Below are 16,601 nucleotides of genomic sequence, written 5' to 3' on the forward strand. Positions count from 1 at the left end.
GGGGATAAAGCTTATGGCAGAAGGAAAGCCTTTTTTCAGAGAGAGTGACAAGCTGCTTTGATGTCCACTTATGCTTCAAGTGCAATTTACAATATATTATTTCCGATGCAATTGAGACAATTTACTCGATTTATCTCATCCGTATCACTTTATACTAAATTAAGTGCAAAAGTATGATTCTGTTTCGCGCAAAGACGCAAAGAAGATCGCTAAAAATATTTCTCTTAAATATCTAATTTGCTACCAGGAACCCCATGAATTTTTAAGGCATCGCTGAGGGTAGGACAATAATTAGGTAAGCCGAAGCTGCTAGGATTGACAATATTTTATAAGTAAAATAGCGATATTGCAAACAAAATCTATCCCAGTCTGCCATTTGAATGCGGAATAAAACTATAAATAAATTAGTCAAAGATGGATACAGAGGAATGCGAAAATAAATCTTTTTATTTAGATAAGTACAAATTTCTTCTATAACCTGGTTAGCGGTTAATAGCTCTTGTCCGAGAACGTAGTGAATTGGTAGTTGGTAATTGGTAATTGGTAATTGGTAATTAGTCGCTGCTTCCTTGTCCCTTTGTCCTTCTTCCCTGCTCCCTGCTCCCTGCTCCCTGCTCCCTTTAATCAAATATTTGACGACTTGAGCAACATCTCGTCCGTGGATAAAATGACAGCTGCCTTCTGTTTTGAAGAAACGGGCGATGTTAATCCACTTAGCAACATCGGGTAAGCCAGCACTAAGATGAGAATATGGTTTTGGGCATCGCCTCCCAAGACTAAAGTGGGAAATAGAACGGTAATTTTAAGGGCGATCGCTAATTCTGGTAATCTACTTAAAGTTTCATATTTAGAACGAATATAATCTATGCCAAGTGTTCCTGCTTCTTTTAATAAGTTATTTTGACGATCCAAAACGCTAGCTGTAGAAAAGTAAATGACCTGCTGGCATTTTTCTGGATCGAGTAGATTTAATAGTTGAATTGTTTTATTAACATTAATTTCAAAAGTATCTTCGCCACCCCAAACAGTAGCTACTAATACAGCAATATCAATTGTTTTGAGTAAATCAGCAAACTGTTCGATATTAGCTAAATCGCCCTGTAATACTTTTACACCAGGGCGAGTAATATCTACTTGTAGTTTCTGAGGATTCCTAACTAGTAAATATAGTTCATAGTCAGTTTCTTGAATTAAAATTTCAGAAATATAATGACCGATACAACCGCTAGCGCCAGTAATTAATATCCGCATAGCGAGGAGTGAGGGGTGAGGAGTGAGGAGTGAGGGAAAAATGGGAATACTTTATACATAAGTAGATAGAGAAATCATGAAATGCAAATCAATAGTTATCGCGATTTAAAAGTCTGGCAAGCGGGAATGAATTTAGTTTTTGAGGTTTATCGGATAACGCAGAAATTTCCCAAGTATGAGGTTTACGGGTTGTCTAGTCCAGTTCAGCGTGCAGCAGTGTCTATTCCTTCTAACATAGCGGAAGGGCATACAAGAGAATCTACAAAAGAATACCTACAATCTCTCTCAATTGCTTTAGGTTCCTTAGCTGAATTAGAGACGCAGTTAATGCTGGCACAAAGGTTATTGTACATAGAAGTAGAAGATTTAGAGTTAGCCCTTAGTAAAACTGACTCAATCAGTAGAGTGCTTCGAGGCTTACAGAAATCTCTAAAGGCAAAACTCTAATTCCCTCACTCCTCACTCCTCGCTCCTAGTAACTAATCTGCTTAGCAGTTTCAAAGAAGAATCTTACATTCTCCTCTGGAGTGTCGGGTAAGACTCCATGACCCAGATTGAGAATATGCCCTCTCGTACCTGCTTTTTTCACCGTATCGTAAATGCGATCGCGGATAAATTCATGAGAACCAAATAACACGCCAGGATCGAGATTTCCTTGCACGCCAATTTTATTCCCCAGTCTCGCCCGTGCGTCTGCCATGTCTACAGTCCAGTCTACGCTGATCAAGTCTGCACCACTACGCGCCATCCTTTCTAATAAACCCGCGCTTTCAGCGACTAAAAGAATCAGGGGTGTATCTGGATGAGTTTGTTTGACTTGTTGGAATACGCGCTGTTGATAGGGTAGAGCGAAAGTTTCGTAATCTTGAGGTGACAGTTGACCCGCCCAAGAATCAAACATTTGCACGACTTGAGCGCCACAGTCAATTTGGTAGCGAACGTAAATGGCGATCGCATCTGCTAGTTTTTCTAGTAGCTGGTGCAATACTGTCGGGTTAGAAAATGCCATCCCCTTAATAATGGAATAGGTTTTAGAACCTTTTCCTTCAACTGCATAGGCTGCAAGCGTCCACGGCGCACCGACAAAGCCTAAAACTGTAGCTCTATTCCCGACTTCGGCTCGAAGTGCCTGTAATATTTCTTTAATAAAAGGTAAGGATTCTGCTGGTTCTAACTGGCGCAAAGATTCAATTTGCTCTTGAGTCCGAATCGGCGAGTGAATAATTGGTCCCTTGCCTTCCGCAATGTCCATGTCAATTCCCAAACCAGGCAACGGCGTGACAATATCGGAAAATAAAATTACGCCATCTGGTTGAAAAGCTCTCCAGGGTTGCAAAGAGACCTCAATCGCTACTTCGGGAATTTCAGAACGCTCCCGAAATGATGGGTACTTCTCGCGTAAATCTCGATACGCCTTCATATAGCGACCTGCCTGCCGCATCATCCATACTGGCGGGCGGTCTACTTCTTCTCCACGAGCAGCCCGTAGCAAGTGGGGAACCTGGGTTGCAACAACCATTCTTGCGCCTTGGTAATCTTTCTGCAATTCTTTAGCGTATCATTTCACCATGCCATATTTACACCGGATTCTCGCGTAATACTATATGCCAGTGGAATATAAACTAATCACCATGCCATATTTACACCGGATTCTCGCGTAATACAGTGGAATGTAAACTAGAGACTCTTAACCGCTCGTCGAGCGCCATGCCATTTCTACCCGAGTAACGCACCAAAAACTGAGAGTGATGCGTTAGGCAATCGTGCTAACGCATCCTACGTAGATTTCAAAAATTAAATCTGAGTCCTATAGATGACACGGTATAGCGTCGAGTACTTTTTCGTAGAGTAGCATTAACCGCCACGTGCAGTACAAGTGAATAGCAGATTGGATGCGATCGCTATACACAAACCTTGTTAGAATTTACAAAAATATAATTTGTTTAATTTAAGTTAAACGATTTAATTAATCTTGATGTTGTCGATATTGTCGAGCTTTTGTAACATAGAAGATGAGCTATCTTTAGTTAGTCAGAGAAGTATTTTTTGTTACTACCGATCGCACAAACACAACTATATATTTGTATTTGCTGGATATATTAAGTAAAAATTAATGCAGTTCAGTTAATAAAGTCTAGCGATCGCCAAAATAAAGAATTTGCTAGAGTCATAAAATTTAGGTGACAAGAAAAAAATAAGAGCCAGCAATCAAGAATCAAAAGAATTGCCCCTACCTCCGAAAATATACTTCTTTAGATAGATCGAACAAATAGACAAGCAAAACTCTCAGTAGAGATACTGAACTCTATTATTCGCTATACCTGTAAATATAGTATCCGTGGTCTTGCTACTAAAGAAGACAGTATTTTTGAATGCGATCGAGGGAAGAAATATGTATAATAAGGCTGACTTTTTAAAACAGCACGTAGCGCAAACACAAATTGTACGGGAAGTAAAGCTGAGCGAACAAACTGTAAATGAAACAAAATCACCTCAGTTTAATACTTCCGATCTGCTCATGCTTTTAGGTCCGATTGGCTTTATTATGGGCTGGACAATTTTGTTTTTAATGCTATCTAAACTTGGAGTTGCGGCGCGAGATGAACTCTTGTTTACAATCAAGCGCTTTCAAAAAGTACCCTGTCGAAACTGTCAATATTTTACCAACAATCCTTATCTCAAGTGTGCTGTCAACCCTTGTGCAGTTTTAACAGAAGAAGCACTGAAATGCTCTGACTATCGACCAGCCGAAAAAGTTGAAGAATTAGACGATGAAGACTATTAGAAAAAGGTAGAAAACGGAGGGTATAGTATTAACTTCCAACTTTTAACTTTTAACTTTTGACTTATTTAATATTTGCCATAATCGCGTTGCAAATCGAACAAAACTTTCTCGGCATACCACTGAACAGTTCTGCCAGGATTGCACTCTTTCGCTGCACTGAGGAGTCTATTTGCGGCTTGACGATCGCCATGTAACAGTAGCAAGAGTTTTTTTTGTAGCGGGCGGGAAACCTGTTCTACCCTAATGGCACTATCGCTATCTCCAGTTCCTTCGCTATCATATGGTTTTTGGTGACGAGGCGATGAAAATGGGGTGGTTTTGCTTTTGCCATGCTTTCTTGGCTGCACCCACCTGAGTCGGCGGCGAGATTGTTGAGAACGATAATAAGCAAACATGAATCCGAATATGAGTGCAAATACAATTACTACTCCTAGTAATACAAAAAGTCTCTGCATAGATATGACGCTAATAGTAAGTAACCTGAATTGGTGCTGCGAGTAGACAACTATGAATCTTCTGTATTTATAATTCCCAAGCTGTTACAAAATTTACTTTCGTATGACGTATCAATACTTAAAGCTTCAATGAATTTTTTTCAGAAAAATAACTTTTCGTTTCTGTTGCCGTCGCTGAACTCTCAAGTTTGGATTTTGGCAAGCGGTCGCTTCCTATCAAATGTAGGTACGGGGTTTACCTTGTTTTACGCTCCAATCTTTTTCGTCAACCAAGTCGGCTTATCTGCCACTGCTGTCGGTTGGGCGCTAGGTAGTGCTTCTATATCTGGAGTTGTGGGACGAATTTTGGGGGGAGCATTTTCAGATTCGCAGTTTTGGGGTCGTCGTCGCACTCTCTTACTATCAGCAGCGATCGCGGCGATCGCCTGTTTTGTCCTCGCCATTACTCCAGATTTCACCACTTTAGTTATCGGCAACTTACTACTGGGACTGGGACAAGGCTTGTATTGGCCCGCAACTGAAGCTGTTGTTGCCGATGTAACATCCACCGACCAACGCCGCGAAGCTTACGCCGTGACTCGCTTAGCCGACAATCTCGGTCTAGGGATGGGAATTGTATTTGGTGGCGTTTTGATTGGGACGACAGGAGCTTATCGAGCGCTATTTATTTTAGATGGGTTATCGTTTCTAATTTTCTTAGCCGTTGTCTATTTTGCGATCGCCGAAACTCGACCGCAGGAGAATCAAACTGGAGCGTTTGCGCCTGGGAGTTGGCAAATAGCCTTGAGCGATCGCAGCTTATTAGTATTTGCAATTGTCAATATTATTTTTACAACTTACATCGCCCAGCTACACAGCACCCTACCCCTTTATCTGAAAAATTTTGTTCCAGCTGGGAGTAGAGGTCAAGGATTTACTGAAACCACAATCAGCGTTTTATTCGGCTGGCATATGGCTATGGCGATCGTGACTCAGTTACCTGTGGCACGCGCTTTAAAACGTTTTACTCATCCCCAAGCTTTAACAATCTCTGCTTTGATGTGGACTTTAGGCTTTTTCTGTATTTGGATAACAGGAACAGTTGCTACTGGTCAAATCGCTTGGGCAATTTTAGCTTTAAGTCTACTGGCGATCGCCACTGTTGCTTATACTCCCTCTGCTTCCGCATTAATTACCGACCTCGCACCTCCAGCTCAAATTGGTATCTACTTTTCCATCAACTCTCTATGCTGGGCAGGCGGGTATTTCATCGGACCGCCCTTAGGCGGTTGGGCATTAGACCAGTCAGCCGCGATCGCCGATAGTTTTTGGTTAGGTTCAGCCCTTAGCGTGGCGATCGTCGTGGGAATTTTACAGTATTTACGTCGCTTATTAGGGAGCAGGGAGCAGGGAGCAGGGAGGGGACAAGGAGGACAAGGGAGACAAGGGAGAGGGGGGGAGTAATTCTAGCCACTAGCCACCAGTCACTAGTCACTCTTTACTGATAACAGATAATTACAATCAGGGGAAATACGCAAGGCAAAAGTTAATTTGGAAGAATAAAATTAATTGCCTTCCAGCTAAGTCTTGAAGAGGCTGCGATCGCAGCCGATTGATGTATTTGTGAAAGACAAATGCAAAAATTTTTCATGCCTAGATCGGTAGGTATTTGTTTACCTGTCCGCAGCTTTGCTGTTTTTCGTCAGAAATGAAGTTTATAGTTAAGTATCAATTAATTTCCTGGTTGCCACAGCTTAATTCACAAGTTTGGATACTGGGAATCGGTCGTTGTATTTCCCAACTAGGTATTGGTTTTACCTTATTTTATACAACCATATTTTTCGTCAATCAGTTAGAATTTTTTGCCACTAGTGTTGGTTTAGCTTTAGGAGGCGCATCAGTGGCAGGCATATTAGGTCGTTTGGTAGCAAGTTCTTTATGTGATTCGTCCGTATGCGGTCGCCGTCGGACTCTATTGCTTTCCGCCACGTTAAGCGCGATCGCCGCAGCCATCTTAGCAGCAACCAATAGCTTTGCGCTCTTAGTTATCGGCAACTTACTGTTGGGGTTTGGACAGGGTTTGTACTGGCCCACGATTGATACTGTCATCACCGATTTAATTTCTCCCTCACAATGCCAAGATACTTTTGCCGTGATGCGAGTCATGGACTATGTAGGTTTAGGTGTAGGAATTCTTCGGCGTTGCTGAATAGAGATATGAACTATTGAGGAACTGGAACATTCCAGAATTTGAGATAGTGCAGTAACAATCGAATTGAATATTTCAGCATTTCTTCTGATTTGGAGTAGCACAGTGTCTTTCGATGCAGCCGAGCCAGATAGTGCCTCAGTCTTGTATTTTCGGACTCAACTCTGGTCATATAAGTCTTACTGACAATTTGATCGCCGTCTGGAATAAAACCTGGATAAACACTCCAACCATCCGTAACATAAAAGTAGCACCGCCATTGGGCAACGATCGCCCATAGCGGGGCAAAGGTTTCAGCACTATGGTCGCCCAACGCCCAACCTAAAATCCCTGAAGTGAAGTGATCTACTGCTGTCCACAGCCAGATTTTGTTTTTTTTGCACCGACGAAGGTTTCTAGTTCATCTAGTTCACCGACTTGGGGGACTGTTTCTGGGGCATCAGCATCAGGCAGATTGTTACCTACTTGCTTGAGCCAGTGAATGATTGTCGTATGATGAACACCTTTAACTCGTTCAATTCCTCGAAAACCGATGCCATTCACATACATTTTCAAGCATTCCCGTTTGACTTCATCGCTGTAACCTCTGCATGTTTCATAGTGTTCAATGAATTGTCGCCCACAATCAACACAAATGTGGTTCTGTTTACCTCGCTTGATGCCATTCTTCCGAATATGAGTTGATTGGCACTCTGGACATTGCATCGCAACTTACCTCAATTCATACCTCTATTATGCAATGCCGGAATTCTTCTAGGTGGGGAGATAGTCGGTTTAACAGGTGCATATAGAGCGTTGTTTTTGTGCAACGCTATAGGATTTGTTGTTTTCTTCATGCTGATCTACACAAAAGTTTCAGAAACTTACCAACCACAGAAATCGAGTTCTCCGCTCGAAGGCAATTGGGCAGCAGCATTGAGCGATCGCTGTCTTTTGGTCTACGCGATCGCCAATACTATGGCGGTCGTATATGCCTCGCAATTTCAAGCCGTACTACCCCTATACTGGAAAAACTTCGCCGTCGCAGATAGTGCGATCGAGCAAGGATTTTCAGTCACCACAATTAGCATCCTGTTTGGTTGGCACGTTCTTTTGGCGATTGTTTGTCAATTGCCAATTACTCGCGCCTTGAAGCGCTGGAGTCCCCCTCATGCGATGATCTTTTCTACCTTGATGTGGGCATTAGGTTTTGTTGTCATTTGGGTAACAGGTATTGCTCCATCGGTTCGCCTCGGTTGGGCGATCTTAGCAACAGAAATTTTTGCGATCGCTGCTGTATCCCTAACTCCTGCTGCGGTATCGATCGTCAACAGCTTAGCTCCTCCCTCGCAACGCAGCGTTTATTTCGCGCTCAACTCCCTCTGTGGTTCGCTCGGCTACATCATCGGTCCTCCTTTAGGAACTTGGGTATTAGATCGATCGCCCCAAATGGCAGATAGATATTGGTTGTTTTTAGCTGCGAGTACAGTATTCACGATTGGCATTTTGCAATATCTGCATCGTTTGTTGCAACAGCGAACAGTTGTCAGTTATCAGTAAACAGTTATCAGTAGAGAGTAACTAGTGGCTAGTGGTTGGTGGCTAGAATTGCTCTCCCTGCTTGCTCCTCTGCTTCTCTGTTCCCTCAGCTCCCGATCGCTTTGCGATTCTCTCTTCTCCCCAACTCTTGTACGGGCGGGTTTGAACCAAGATATATTGCCTCATCTGCGGGATCTTTCACTAAACCCGCCCGTACGACTCCCGACTCCCCTGTACGGGCGGGTTTTGAACGAAAATCTCTTGCCGTAAGCGGTGAATCTTTGGCTAAACCCGCCCCTACGACTCCCGACTCCCTGCTCCCGACTTCCTGCGCCCTCATGTGGACTGATGTAATTAGCATATTTCTCAAGTCAAAATGCCCTTTATGCCAGCGTCCGGCTGGGAAGGTATTCTGTATTGATTGCACTAGACAACTACAACGTTGTCAACTGAGCGATCGCCATGTCCGTTCTACAACAGAAATACCAGTATTTGCTTGGGGAATCTATGGCGGAGCGCTCAAACGGGCGATCGCAGCTCTAAAGTACGAGCAAAAATCTCAAATCGCTCAACCATTAGGGTTCTGGCTGGCTGATGCTTGGTTAAATCTTCCATCGACTTCAAGCCAGCCAATTGTCATTCCAATTCCACTGCACGCAACCAAGTTAAGGGATCGCGGTTTCAACCAAGCAGATTTATTAGCGCGGAGTTTTTGTCAGATGACGGGGCTAAAATTACGACCTGACACCAATATCTGTAGCTTTGAGTATGAATTATTGAGTATGCTTCGACTCAGGAAACGACACAAAACTTAAATCAAACCTTGAGACAACAGATAGAAACATACTCACTAGACATGAAAAAGCCCACCGACTTGAAAATGGAGGGCAGTAGTTAGGGGTGTCGCGAGTTGGAGTGTTAACTAGCATCGTCAACTAGACGATATAGATTGCCTTTTTTGGTTTTGCCTACTATTTCCACCTTGATACCGAAGTCTTTCAGTATACAGGTTGCTAAATACCCTTCTGGTTTGGTCTTCCGGCAGCGGTGGATAACGTATTGGTCTTGTACTCTGTCTTTACCAAATCGGCGTTGGTAGCTCCTTACGAAGTTCAACCCCATTCATGGGTGCCTCTTCTTGTGGTTCCTTTGACAACTCATCGTTACTTTCTATAACTTCGTCAGACTGTTCTTGCTGCTCGTATTGGCTTTCTAATTCATCCTCCTTGTACTTCTCCCCGTCATTCCAATAACTTTCAATCCCTAATTCAACCATTTCCTCGTAGGTAAAGTAGTCTTGGGGATTTAACGCGCAGCAGAGAGGGTTAAACAATACGTCTGCTTCAGAATCTACTAAGGTCATTACGGATGAAACTAAAAACCCGCCTAAATCTTCGTTTTTCCAGTAGTTATAGGCTTCTTTATTTCCACTGTGTTCCATGCAGAGACTCATAATTTTCGCTAACGATAGTGGAATGTTGACTGTTACCGAGATTGAGCCGTCCGGTGCTTCTGTACCCCCTGCTGGCAACACCTCATTACGTTGCTCGACTTCCCCGTACCAAAGTAAGTCATCTTCCCACGCTTCTACCTCCTCAACTGCCTGGGTATCAGCAACTTCAACTACTTCAGCTTCAAGGGTCAGTTCTGCGTCATTTTTGACATCGTGACAAATCTGACGCTTTTTCTCTTCGTGCTTGCGTTGGCGCAATGCCCCTGCGCTGGGATTTAGACGTTTCTGCTCCTGGCGTTGTTGGTATTCTGGGAGCGATTCTAGATAGCGAGTTAGTGTTCTGTCGGAGCAAGGAATTACAGCACCCTGTTGGCGATACTGCTTGATGACTTTATGAAAGCTGATGTCAAGCGCTACTGACTCTCTCCACAGGAATATCGCTACTTCACGTAAATCCGATTCTGCGCGTTGCATCTTGAAAGTAATCCACTCAACTGTGCCAAATTCAGGCTCTATTGCTGTAATTGTGGTAATCATTTCGCACCTTCCTTTTCCTTCACAGCTTGCGTTAACAATCGCTCAACTAGATTGCTTACACTCCTACCATCCTCTTTAGCCCACGCCTCTAAATATTGCTTTAGGTGGTCGGGAATATATATTGTCACCCTGCTTTTATCTGTTGCCACTGCCATACTTAAGTAAACCTCAATTTACTTTACTATACTTCTAATTTAACACAAATACAACACTTTGCATAAATTTACTTAAAAGTGTTGCTACTTTTAATCACTTGAGTTATATTAGAAGAGTAAAGCAAAGAGCGGATGCACTCCCTGGAAAAGAAAGCAACCGCCCTTAACACCCCAAAAAAGAGGATTACCATCATGTTACCACTACAAACGATTGATGCGTTTGGCGCACCTGCCATCGAATACGGCTACGAACCAGAAGTAGAAGACAGCTTCCAAATTGCAGATGAAATCACCTATCTCAGCGTTGACCCAAGCGACACAGAAGTAGGGCTGCATCTCATCCTAGTGGTGCTTTCTAACGACAATAACCGAATGCACTATGTAGATTGCCTTTGCCAGTCCCTAAATACCTGTAAGGCGTTGCTAGAGGCTGCTCAGGTGGTCTATTTGGTGTTTCCACCACAGGACTATACCATCGTTAACTTCTGGGAAGCCCAAGAGTCACCTTTCTGATACGATGCGTTTCACCAAAATGGTTTTGTCAATGTTATAACTCATCTTTCAACATCGATTGAGTAATTGCCATGCGGGGTAAAGCCAGAACATTACAGAGAAACATATCGTTTTCGCTCCCTGATGTGGAAGGGATTGAGGCGATAGCAGACGCTCAAGGAGTCTCATTTGCAGAAGTCGTGCGATGGGCAGTGAGCGATTACCTAGTCAAACAAACAAACAGTTAGTAAAAAACAAGGACACAGAACAATGACACAGGTAGATAGAACTCAAACTAATGCTCCTCTAGCGTTTGAAATACGAGAAATCCTCGCTGCTAGAGAAGGAATCATCGAAGTTATGAGTGAACTCGAAGACAGAATATTTGACCCTGCTTGGAGCATTTCCACGGTGTTGTGTGAGGCTGCTCACCGTTACGCTGCACACAGTTACGAAAATGAACACATGCAGACAGAGCTTGATTGTATCGAGAAGAATATCAACACTGAATACGATTCAGCCATACTTGCGTTAAGCAAAATCGTGATGCAGTTGAAGCGCTTGGAAACAAGTCTAAAAGTACACCTAGAAATGGAGGCAGAAGCTAAGCAGAAAGTTAACTAGACGCATAAATCAAAAGCTGCTCTTGAGTCTCACACACCCAAGAGCAGCCGACACAACGGAAGCAGCTTAAACATCAACTAGATAATTGGAGAATAACATGATTTCCATGACTTTTGAGACTAGAGATTTTGAATAAATTTGCAGAGTGAATATGAAAACACTTACAGCCTTGACAACACTCGCTATATCTATATCTCCATCTGTCTGTACTGAAGGGGTGTATCCAAATGCTAAGCTCCAAACTTCAAGCTTCAATCATCAAAAGCTACAAGTTCACCCGAGAACAAAAGCTGTGGCTGATGAAGTACGTAGAATCCATAACTAGACGCGACCCTAAGCTATTTATCAAGCTGTTAAACGAGTCCGATGACAGGTGGGGAACAGAGACGGCACTCAGAATACACGAAGCTGCTAGTTACCTGCTTTCACGTAAGGATATGGAGTGGGGTAATCGCGTTGCTGAGGTGGCTATACAACTCTTACGTCTTGAGAATCAACTTGAACGGTAAACAGTCTACAACACACAAAAAGGAAATAAACTAATGTTAGGCAAACAAATAAACAGACAAGCTTTCAAACTAATTTTTGACAATCCCCTTCTCACTGCTGACTTATTCCCACATAAAGCAGCCTTAGACCTTGCAATAGCAACTCATAGAAAGGTAGTAGAAGAGTTAGCAGAAGTAGCCAAGACAAAGAACTCTAAAGCTTTCTGGAGCAAAATAAAAGCTTCAGGTAATACTGACACGCAACTTAAGGTGACATACCTTGTTTACATATATCTAAGGGAATTTGAACCCGATGGTTGTAAGTGGTTCAGGAAAGAAATTATTGCTGGCAAGAACGTTAATAATTTCTAGCCCAATAACCCCCCTGGACGACGCTGACGGATAAGTTCAGCTTCAACAATTCTTCTGAATGATTCTGATGCCTGCGCCTGTAACCTATTTGCCTGTGCTTCTGACATCGCTCCTTCACCATTATTGGTAATAGTTATAGGCGCATTAATTACCACCTCTCGTACCCCTCTCTGCTGCCCTGGTGTCAATACCTGCTCACCTTGGTGGAGAAACGCTAAACCATCATGTTGCATGGTTCCACCAGTGGCAAAGTGAGGAATGGGGAGCGACACAGGACTGATACCAAAAGTGGGAGTACGTCCACCAAATAATCCACCAAACAGCGACCCCATTATCCCAGTACCACCACTAGCGCTACCGAGAATGCTATTTAGCGCCAAGTCTGCGAGTCTAGAAGCGATGTTACCGAGCATATCAAGCCCTACTTCACCTAGCGATTTAGTTCCCGTTATGGCGCTTCTAATGGCATCTGTGAAGGCTGAACCAAGTCCATCTTTGAGTTGAATCTCAAGTGCATGTGCCTTATTGTAGTTTTCTTGTAGTAACTCATTTAAACGGACTAATCCAGCAGCACGTTTTTGACTCCAATCAGCAGCGGTGTTGATGGCATCGTAGGGAGACTTATAGTTAGCTTGTGCGGCTGAGGTATAGCCTGACATGAATGAGTTGTGCTGTCGAATTCCACCCAACCAGTTTTGTAGTGCAGAGGCTGAATTTGCATCACGAGCGGCATTATACTGCTGTGTAAATTGATTTCCAGCTCTCAGATTATCCAGTCCTAACAACTTAACTAGTTCAGGATTCTTTGCACCACCAGCTCCACCAAGTCCCCACTTACCCGAACGCAATGACTCGTAGTAAGCATCTAAGACGTTAGTAGGTGCTTCAATGTGGATATGAACGCCTCTAGAGTTGCCAGTGTTCCCTTGAATCCCTAATGATTGCCCTCGACTTACAGTCTGCCCAGCTTTTACTGCAACACTGGCAAAATGTCCCAGAATGATTTCTTGTCCGTCAGATGTCTCTAAAACAACCGCGTTACCGTAATCCCCTTTACTTCCAGCAAACTTGATTCTGCCCGTGATAGGCGATGGTACAGCTACGTTAGTTTTACCACCACGGCTAATAGTCAAATCTCTAGTAATGCCTCGGCTGGTTCTCTGATAGTCGTGGTGTGGTGATGCATCAGCATGTGAAGTCACATTAGGGTCGTAAGGGTCAGCAATGTGATAACTTCCAGCAGCTACAGCACCACCAGAACCGCCCCAGATTTCACCCCAACCATTGGCAAAGTTAGATGTAAATTGTTTAGCTTTCTGAATGGCTGTGTCTAAGAAAGTTATAATCTTTCCAAACACCTCAGCTATGCTTTTTACGGCTGTTAACGCCTCGCTCAACACCGAACCCCAAAGCTGAAAACCTTTGCCAATCAAATTCACAGCACTACCGATAACTTTTAGTATCGCTGGGTTTCTTTCAAGGTAACTACTAAAGTCCTGCGCTAAGGAATTGACTGTTTTGAGGGAGTTGGTGATGAAATTGCCGATTGCTTGGGCTACAGCTTTAGCTTCATCTTTGTGTTCTACAAGCCATCCAGCAAACGTCTTGGCTAAATCGTTAACTGATTTGAAATCTACTTGCAGTCCATCGAAAAATGATGCAGCTACGTCCAAGGCTGCGTTGATAGCTGGTTGGATGTTCTCGAATATCTTGGTGTATGATTGCGTGATTCTATCGCTCAAGTTAGTGAACTTACCACCAGTGGTTTGCGCGAGTTTAGCCATGAGTCCTTCAAAGCGTCCGCCTTCTGAAGACATGGAGACCAATGCTTTTTCCAGTTGTGGGAAGCCTACCTTGCCTTGTTCGACTAACTTCTTAACTTCCGACTCTGCAACACCATACTGCTTGGCTAATGCTTGAATAATGGGGATACCACGCCCTGTTAACTGATTGATGTCTTCCGCGTATAACCTACCCTGTGTTTTAGCCTTACCTATAATCTCAGCCAATTCGCTAAAGTTAGTACCCGTTCCTGCTGCAATATTACCTATGGCTGTGAGTGTGGGCTTTAGTTGTTCGGCATTGAAACCAAAAGCTAGCAATTGTTTAGCCGCATTCTGAACCTCTGGTAATTCAAAAGGTGTCTCGGCAGCAAACTTGGTTATATCCTTTAACACAGCACCTGCTTTAGATGCCGAACCAAGAAATGTTGTGAAAAAAACCTGAGATTTCTCTGCGTCTGCACCAACCTTAAGGATACTGGCTCCGACTTGTCCTATTGCCTGTGTCGCACTAGCGGCAGCAGAAACTAGTGCTGTAGTCATTCCGGCAGCCACACCTGCAAACACGGAATTAGCCACAGAACTCATACGGCTCTGCGCGCTCTTCATGTGTTGGGTAAAGCCCTGCTCGAACTTACCCCCAGCTATCCTCCCACCACTATGTCCGAAGTCCGTTATCTGACGTTTGGCAGGGTCTAGATTTAACTTGACATCTATTGCAACACTAGCTATCTTAGGCATTTGTACTTATCTAAATCCGTATCTGTGAGGTGGTTCGGGGTATGGGTAGACTGGGATGTCGGCATCAGTTAGTTGATACTGTTCTGACTCTGGAATGCTAAATCTGTAAATAGCAAAATTGAGTTCGTTGGTTATAGCTTTCCAACCTTGTTCTTTGCGCTTTTCCCACTCACCTCTGTGGAATACTGCAAACTCTTTGGTCTCTGGGTGATAGCAAGATACTTCACCAATTCTAGATATGCACGTCTGACGGGGGTTACAGCGGTCATTGCTGGCGAAGATTCGGAGTATAGTTTGATAAGTTTCATAAGGTCTGGTCTTCGCTAAATAGGCTTGATGGTTAGCTTCTGCTTCATCGCGCTGTCTTTGTAGCTCTAACTCTGCTAGATACTTCTGATATATTTCTTCTTGTGGTGTCATGATGTTTTTAACTCCTTAAACTAAAGGTTTGGCAACGAAAGCGTAGTAGTCCACAGGGTCAGCAGCCCCAAATCTTTCAGCTCTGACACGTACGTAAGCAGCTAGTGGCATAATGTTTGTCACGTAGGCACTTTGGACAATCAAGCGGGTCTTAGCTGGTGTGCCTGACGTTGGTGTCCAAGATGCTACAGGAGTATACGTACCGTTTTCAGTGGTAGCTACTTCAATGTGAAATCTCCAGTAGTTCACACCTGCTGAAAAGTTAGCAACGGTATTTCGCTGAGCAATCACCACCTGGAAGCTAATTGACTTCCGCACTGGCAGAAATTTACCTGGTTCTGGAAAAGTAGCAGCCACAGTCCCCGCTGTTTCAGGACGCAACACCAGCTCTTTATCTAAAGTTCCATCAACTTTTCTATCTGCTAACATAATTCACCTCACTGTTTTTGTTTAACTGTTTGCCATAGAACTGCTGTAACGACACACCCCTGTACGTGACACCCTCTAAGGTATGAGTAGTAAAGGCATCTTCCGTATAAATGTACTTGTCTAAGCTATTGATGAAAGTTGTTATATCTTCCAGCTCTTTGATGTGGTGTGGGTTGTATGCCACAGACAGTTGTTTGAGTAGTTGTATGCGGCGCTGCATTAAACTTTCCTTCACAGCCTTATGGAGGAACTGACGTTTATCCACATCGGTAATGAAACCGTAGTCCATCGATTGCATCACTTCTTCACCTTGGTTAGTGGATTAGTTTGAATACGATGGGTGCGTTGGTATTCCTGCATCAAACGTTTTTCTTCCGCAAGCAGTTTTTGTCTGAATGAGGGGGCAGCTTTAAGAGAATACTCGGTTTCCAGCATTTCTTTTTCAACTTGGCTGTAGTTAGGCGTGGGTTTTTTACTCATTCCCACACGACCATGACTTAACACCAATGCCTCATCTTTCTGTTTAGCTTCTTCAAGCCTCTTAGCATAACGTGCAGCTACATCAAGTTCTATTTCTTCATTCAGAAGCGACTCATACGATTGCACTTTCCATCTCACTTCTTCAGGTACATCGTTGTAGGTTTGATACCTTCCTTCAGCCAAAAACGCTTGGAAGTCGTTAAAGTCATCCAAGAAGCTAGCCTTAATCTGCTCAGCCATATCCTCACGCAAATCAGTCATCAGTAGTTCTAACCGCTTGCGACGCACCTCTTCTGAGGGAATCAGCAAAGCCAATTCAAGTTGACGCAGAAGCCGTGGGTACTTCTCAAACTTATCCAAGTCCTTGCGATGGCGCTGGACTCGTAGCTCACCTAACATTTCTTTTAGTAATTCCTTCTCTTGTGCATCCAT

21 protein-coding genes and 2 pseudogenes are annotated in these 16,601 nt (G+C 43.5%); 11 read left to right on the plus strand and 12 right to left on the minus strand.

What is annotated here, in order from left to right; genetic code table 11:
* Positions 1-224: 224 nt before the first annotated feature.
* Positions 225-1,251, minus strand: a pseudogene (locus N4J56_RS40985) (NAD-dependent epimerase/dehydratase family protein).
* Positions 1,252-1,332: 81 nt separating this feature from the next.
* On the opposite strand from N4J56_RS40985, the gene N4J56_RS12640 reads away from it, so the two are divergent.
* Positions 1,333-1,698, plus strand: coding sequence for a four helix bundle protein (locus N4J56_RS12640; RefSeq protein WP_317106767.1), 366 nt, complete (start codon positions 1,333-1,335; stop codon positions 1,696-1,698).
* A gap of 25 nt (positions 1,699-1,723) precedes the next feature.
* Here the strand turns inward: N4J56_RS12640 and hemE are convergent, their stop codons facing one another.
* On the minus strand, positions 1,724-2,770 hold the full coding sequence (gene hemE / locus N4J56_RS12645; protein ID WP_317106768.1) for a uroporphyrinogen decarboxylase: 1,047 nt from the start codon (positions 2,768-2,770) through the stop codon (positions 1,724-1,726).
* An 873-nt stretch (positions 2,771-3,643) separates the two neighbouring features.
* Here hemE and N4J56_RS12650 point away from each other — a divergent pair.
* A complete protein-coding gene (locus N4J56_RS12650) occupies positions 3,644-4,036 on the plus strand; it encodes a hypothetical protein (RefSeq protein ID WP_317106769.1) in 393 nt (130 codons plus the stop codon).
* A 65-nt stretch (positions 4,037-4,101) separates the two neighbouring features.
* Here the strand turns inward: N4J56_RS12650 and N4J56_RS12655 are convergent, their stop codons facing one another.
* Positions 4,102-4,491, minus strand: a complete 390-nt coding sequence (locus N4J56_RS12655) for a hypothetical protein (protein ID WP_317106770.1) — start codon at positions 4,489-4,491, stop codon at positions 4,102-4,104.
* A 129-nt stretch (positions 4,492-4,620) separates the two neighbouring features.
* On the opposite strand from N4J56_RS12655, the gene N4J56_RS12660 reads away from it, so the two are divergent.
* Together N4J56_RS12660 and N4J56_RS12665 are read left to right on the plus strand one after the other, a co-directional pair.
* Positions 4,621-5,934 (plus strand): MFS transporter, encoded by a 1,314-nt coding sequence (locus N4J56_RS12660; RefSeq protein WP_317106771.1) that lies wholly within the window; start codon positions 4,621-4,623, stop codon positions 5,932-5,934.
* A gap of 244 nt (positions 5,935-6,178) precedes the next feature.
* The gene (locus tag N4J56_RS12665) at positions 6,179-6,679 is read left to right on the plus strand and encodes an MFS transporter (protein WP_317106772.1); all 501 of its coding nucleotides are present in this window, start codon (positions 6,179-6,181) and stop codon (positions 6,677-6,679) included.
* A gap of 13 nt (positions 6,680-6,692) precedes the next feature.
* Here the strand turns inward: N4J56_RS12665 and N4J56_RS12670 are convergent.
* A pseudogene (locus N4J56_RS12670) lies at positions 6,693-7,384 on the minus strand (IS1 family transposase).
* Between N4J56_RS12670 and N4J56_RS12675 the strand changes: the two are divergent.
* Entirely contained in the window at positions 7,364-8,218 is an 855-nt protein-coding gene (locus N4J56_RS12675) for an MFS transporter (RefSeq protein WP_317106773.1), read from the plus strand. The pseudogene N4J56_RS12670 and the gene N4J56_RS12675 overlap by 21 nt on opposite strands.
* 85 nt (positions 8,219-8,303) lie before the next feature.
* Here the strand turns inward: N4J56_RS12675 and N4J56_RS12680 are convergent, their stop codons facing one another.
* Positions 8,304-8,558, minus strand: a complete 255-nt coding sequence (locus N4J56_RS12680) for a hypothetical protein (protein ID WP_317106774.1) — start codon at positions 8,556-8,558, stop codon at positions 8,304-8,306.
* Between N4J56_RS12680 and N4J56_RS12685 the strand changes: the two genes are divergently transcribed.
* The gene (locus N4J56_RS12685) at positions 8,536-9,012 is read left to right on the plus strand and encodes a hypothetical protein (protein ID WP_317106775.1); all 477 of its coding nucleotides are present in this window, start codon (positions 8,536-8,538) and stop codon (positions 9,010-9,012) included. The two genes, N4J56_RS12680 and N4J56_RS12685, sit on opposite strands and share 23 nt — an antisense overlap.
* Positions 9,013-9,275: 263 nt before the next feature.
* On the opposite strand, the gene N4J56_RS12690 is transcribed toward N4J56_RS12685, so the two are convergent.
* On the minus strand, positions 9,276-10,187 hold the full coding sequence (locus tag N4J56_RS12690) for a hypothetical protein (RefSeq protein ID WP_317106776.1): 912 nt from the start codon (positions 10,185-10,187) through the stop codon (positions 9,276-9,278).
* Positions 10,184-10,342, minus strand: coding sequence for a ribbon-helix-helix domain-containing protein (locus N4J56_RS12695; RefSeq protein WP_015153239.1), 159 nt, complete (start codon positions 10,340-10,342; stop codon positions 10,184-10,186). The genes N4J56_RS12690 and N4J56_RS12695 overlap by 4 nt, the downstream gene beginning before the upstream one ends.
* Before the next feature lie 192 nt (positions 10,343-10,534).
* Between N4J56_RS12695 and N4J56_RS12700 the strand changes: the two genes are divergently transcribed.
* The 5 genes from N4J56_RS12700 to N4J56_RS12720 all read left to right on the plus strand — a co-directional run bounded on the left by N4J56_RS12700 (position 10,535) and on the right by N4J56_RS12720 (position 12,318).
* Positions 10,535-10,855, plus strand: coding sequence for a hypothetical protein (locus N4J56_RS12700; RefSeq protein WP_317106777.1), 321 nt, complete (start codon positions 10,535-10,537; stop codon positions 10,853-10,855).
* A 71-nt stretch (positions 10,856-10,926) separates the two neighbouring features.
* On the plus strand, positions 10,927-11,082 hold the full coding sequence (locus tag N4J56_RS12705; protein ID WP_317106778.1) for a hypothetical protein: 156 nt from the start codon (positions 10,927-10,929) through the stop codon (positions 11,080-11,082).
* A gap of 22 nt (positions 11,083-11,104) precedes the next feature.
* Positions 11,105-11,458: a hypothetical protein gene (locus N4J56_RS12710; RefSeq protein ID WP_317106779.1), complete on the plus strand. Its 354-nt coding sequence runs from the start codon at positions 11,105-11,107 to the stop codon at positions 11,456-11,458.
* 227 nt (positions 11,459-11,685) lie between these two features.
* Positions 11,686-11,967 (plus strand): hypothetical protein, encoded by a 282-nt coding sequence (locus N4J56_RS12715; protein WP_317106780.1) that lies wholly within the window; start codon positions 11,686-11,688, stop codon positions 11,965-11,967.
* Between the two features lie 33 nt (positions 11,968-12,000).
* Positions 12,001-12,318, plus strand: coding sequence for a hypothetical protein (locus N4J56_RS12720; protein ID WP_317106781.1), 318 nt, complete (start codon positions 12,001-12,003; stop codon positions 12,316-12,318).
* Here N4J56_RS12720 and N4J56_RS12725 read toward each other — a convergent pair.
* From N4J56_RS12725 to N4J56_RS12745, 5 genes are read right to left on the minus strand one after another with little or no spacing between them, the layout of a single operon-like run.
* Entirely contained in the window at positions 12,315-14,840 is a 2,526-nt protein-coding gene (locus N4J56_RS12725) for a phage tail tape measure protein (protein WP_317106782.1), read from the minus strand. The genes N4J56_RS12720 and N4J56_RS12725 overlap by 4 nt on opposite strands.
* A gap of 6 nt (positions 14,841-14,846) precedes the next feature.
* Positions 14,847-15,260, minus strand: a complete 414-nt coding sequence (locus tag N4J56_RS12730; protein ID WP_317106783.1) for a hypothetical protein — start codon at positions 15,258-15,260, stop codon at positions 14,847-14,849.
* A gap of 15 nt (positions 15,261-15,275) precedes the next feature.
* Positions 15,276-15,689 (minus strand): hypothetical protein, encoded by a 414-nt coding sequence (locus N4J56_RS12735; RefSeq protein WP_317106784.1) that lies wholly within the window; start codon positions 15,687-15,689, stop codon positions 15,276-15,278.
* Entirely contained in the window at positions 15,676-15,990 is a 315-nt protein-coding gene (locus N4J56_RS12740; RefSeq protein WP_317106785.1) for a hypothetical protein, read from the minus strand. The genes N4J56_RS12735 and N4J56_RS12740 overlap by 14 nt, the downstream gene beginning before the upstream one ends.
* Entirely contained in the window at positions 15,987-16,601 is a 615-nt protein-coding gene (locus N4J56_RS12745) for a hypothetical protein (RefSeq protein ID WP_317106786.1), read from the minus strand. The genes N4J56_RS12740 and N4J56_RS12745 overlap by 4 nt, the downstream gene beginning before the upstream one ends.

Source organism: Chroococcidiopsis sp. SAG 2025 (assembly GCF_032860985.1).
Lineage (GTDB): Bacteria > Cyanobacteriota > Cyanobacteriia > Cyanobacteriales > Chroococcidiopsidaceae > Chroococcidiopsis.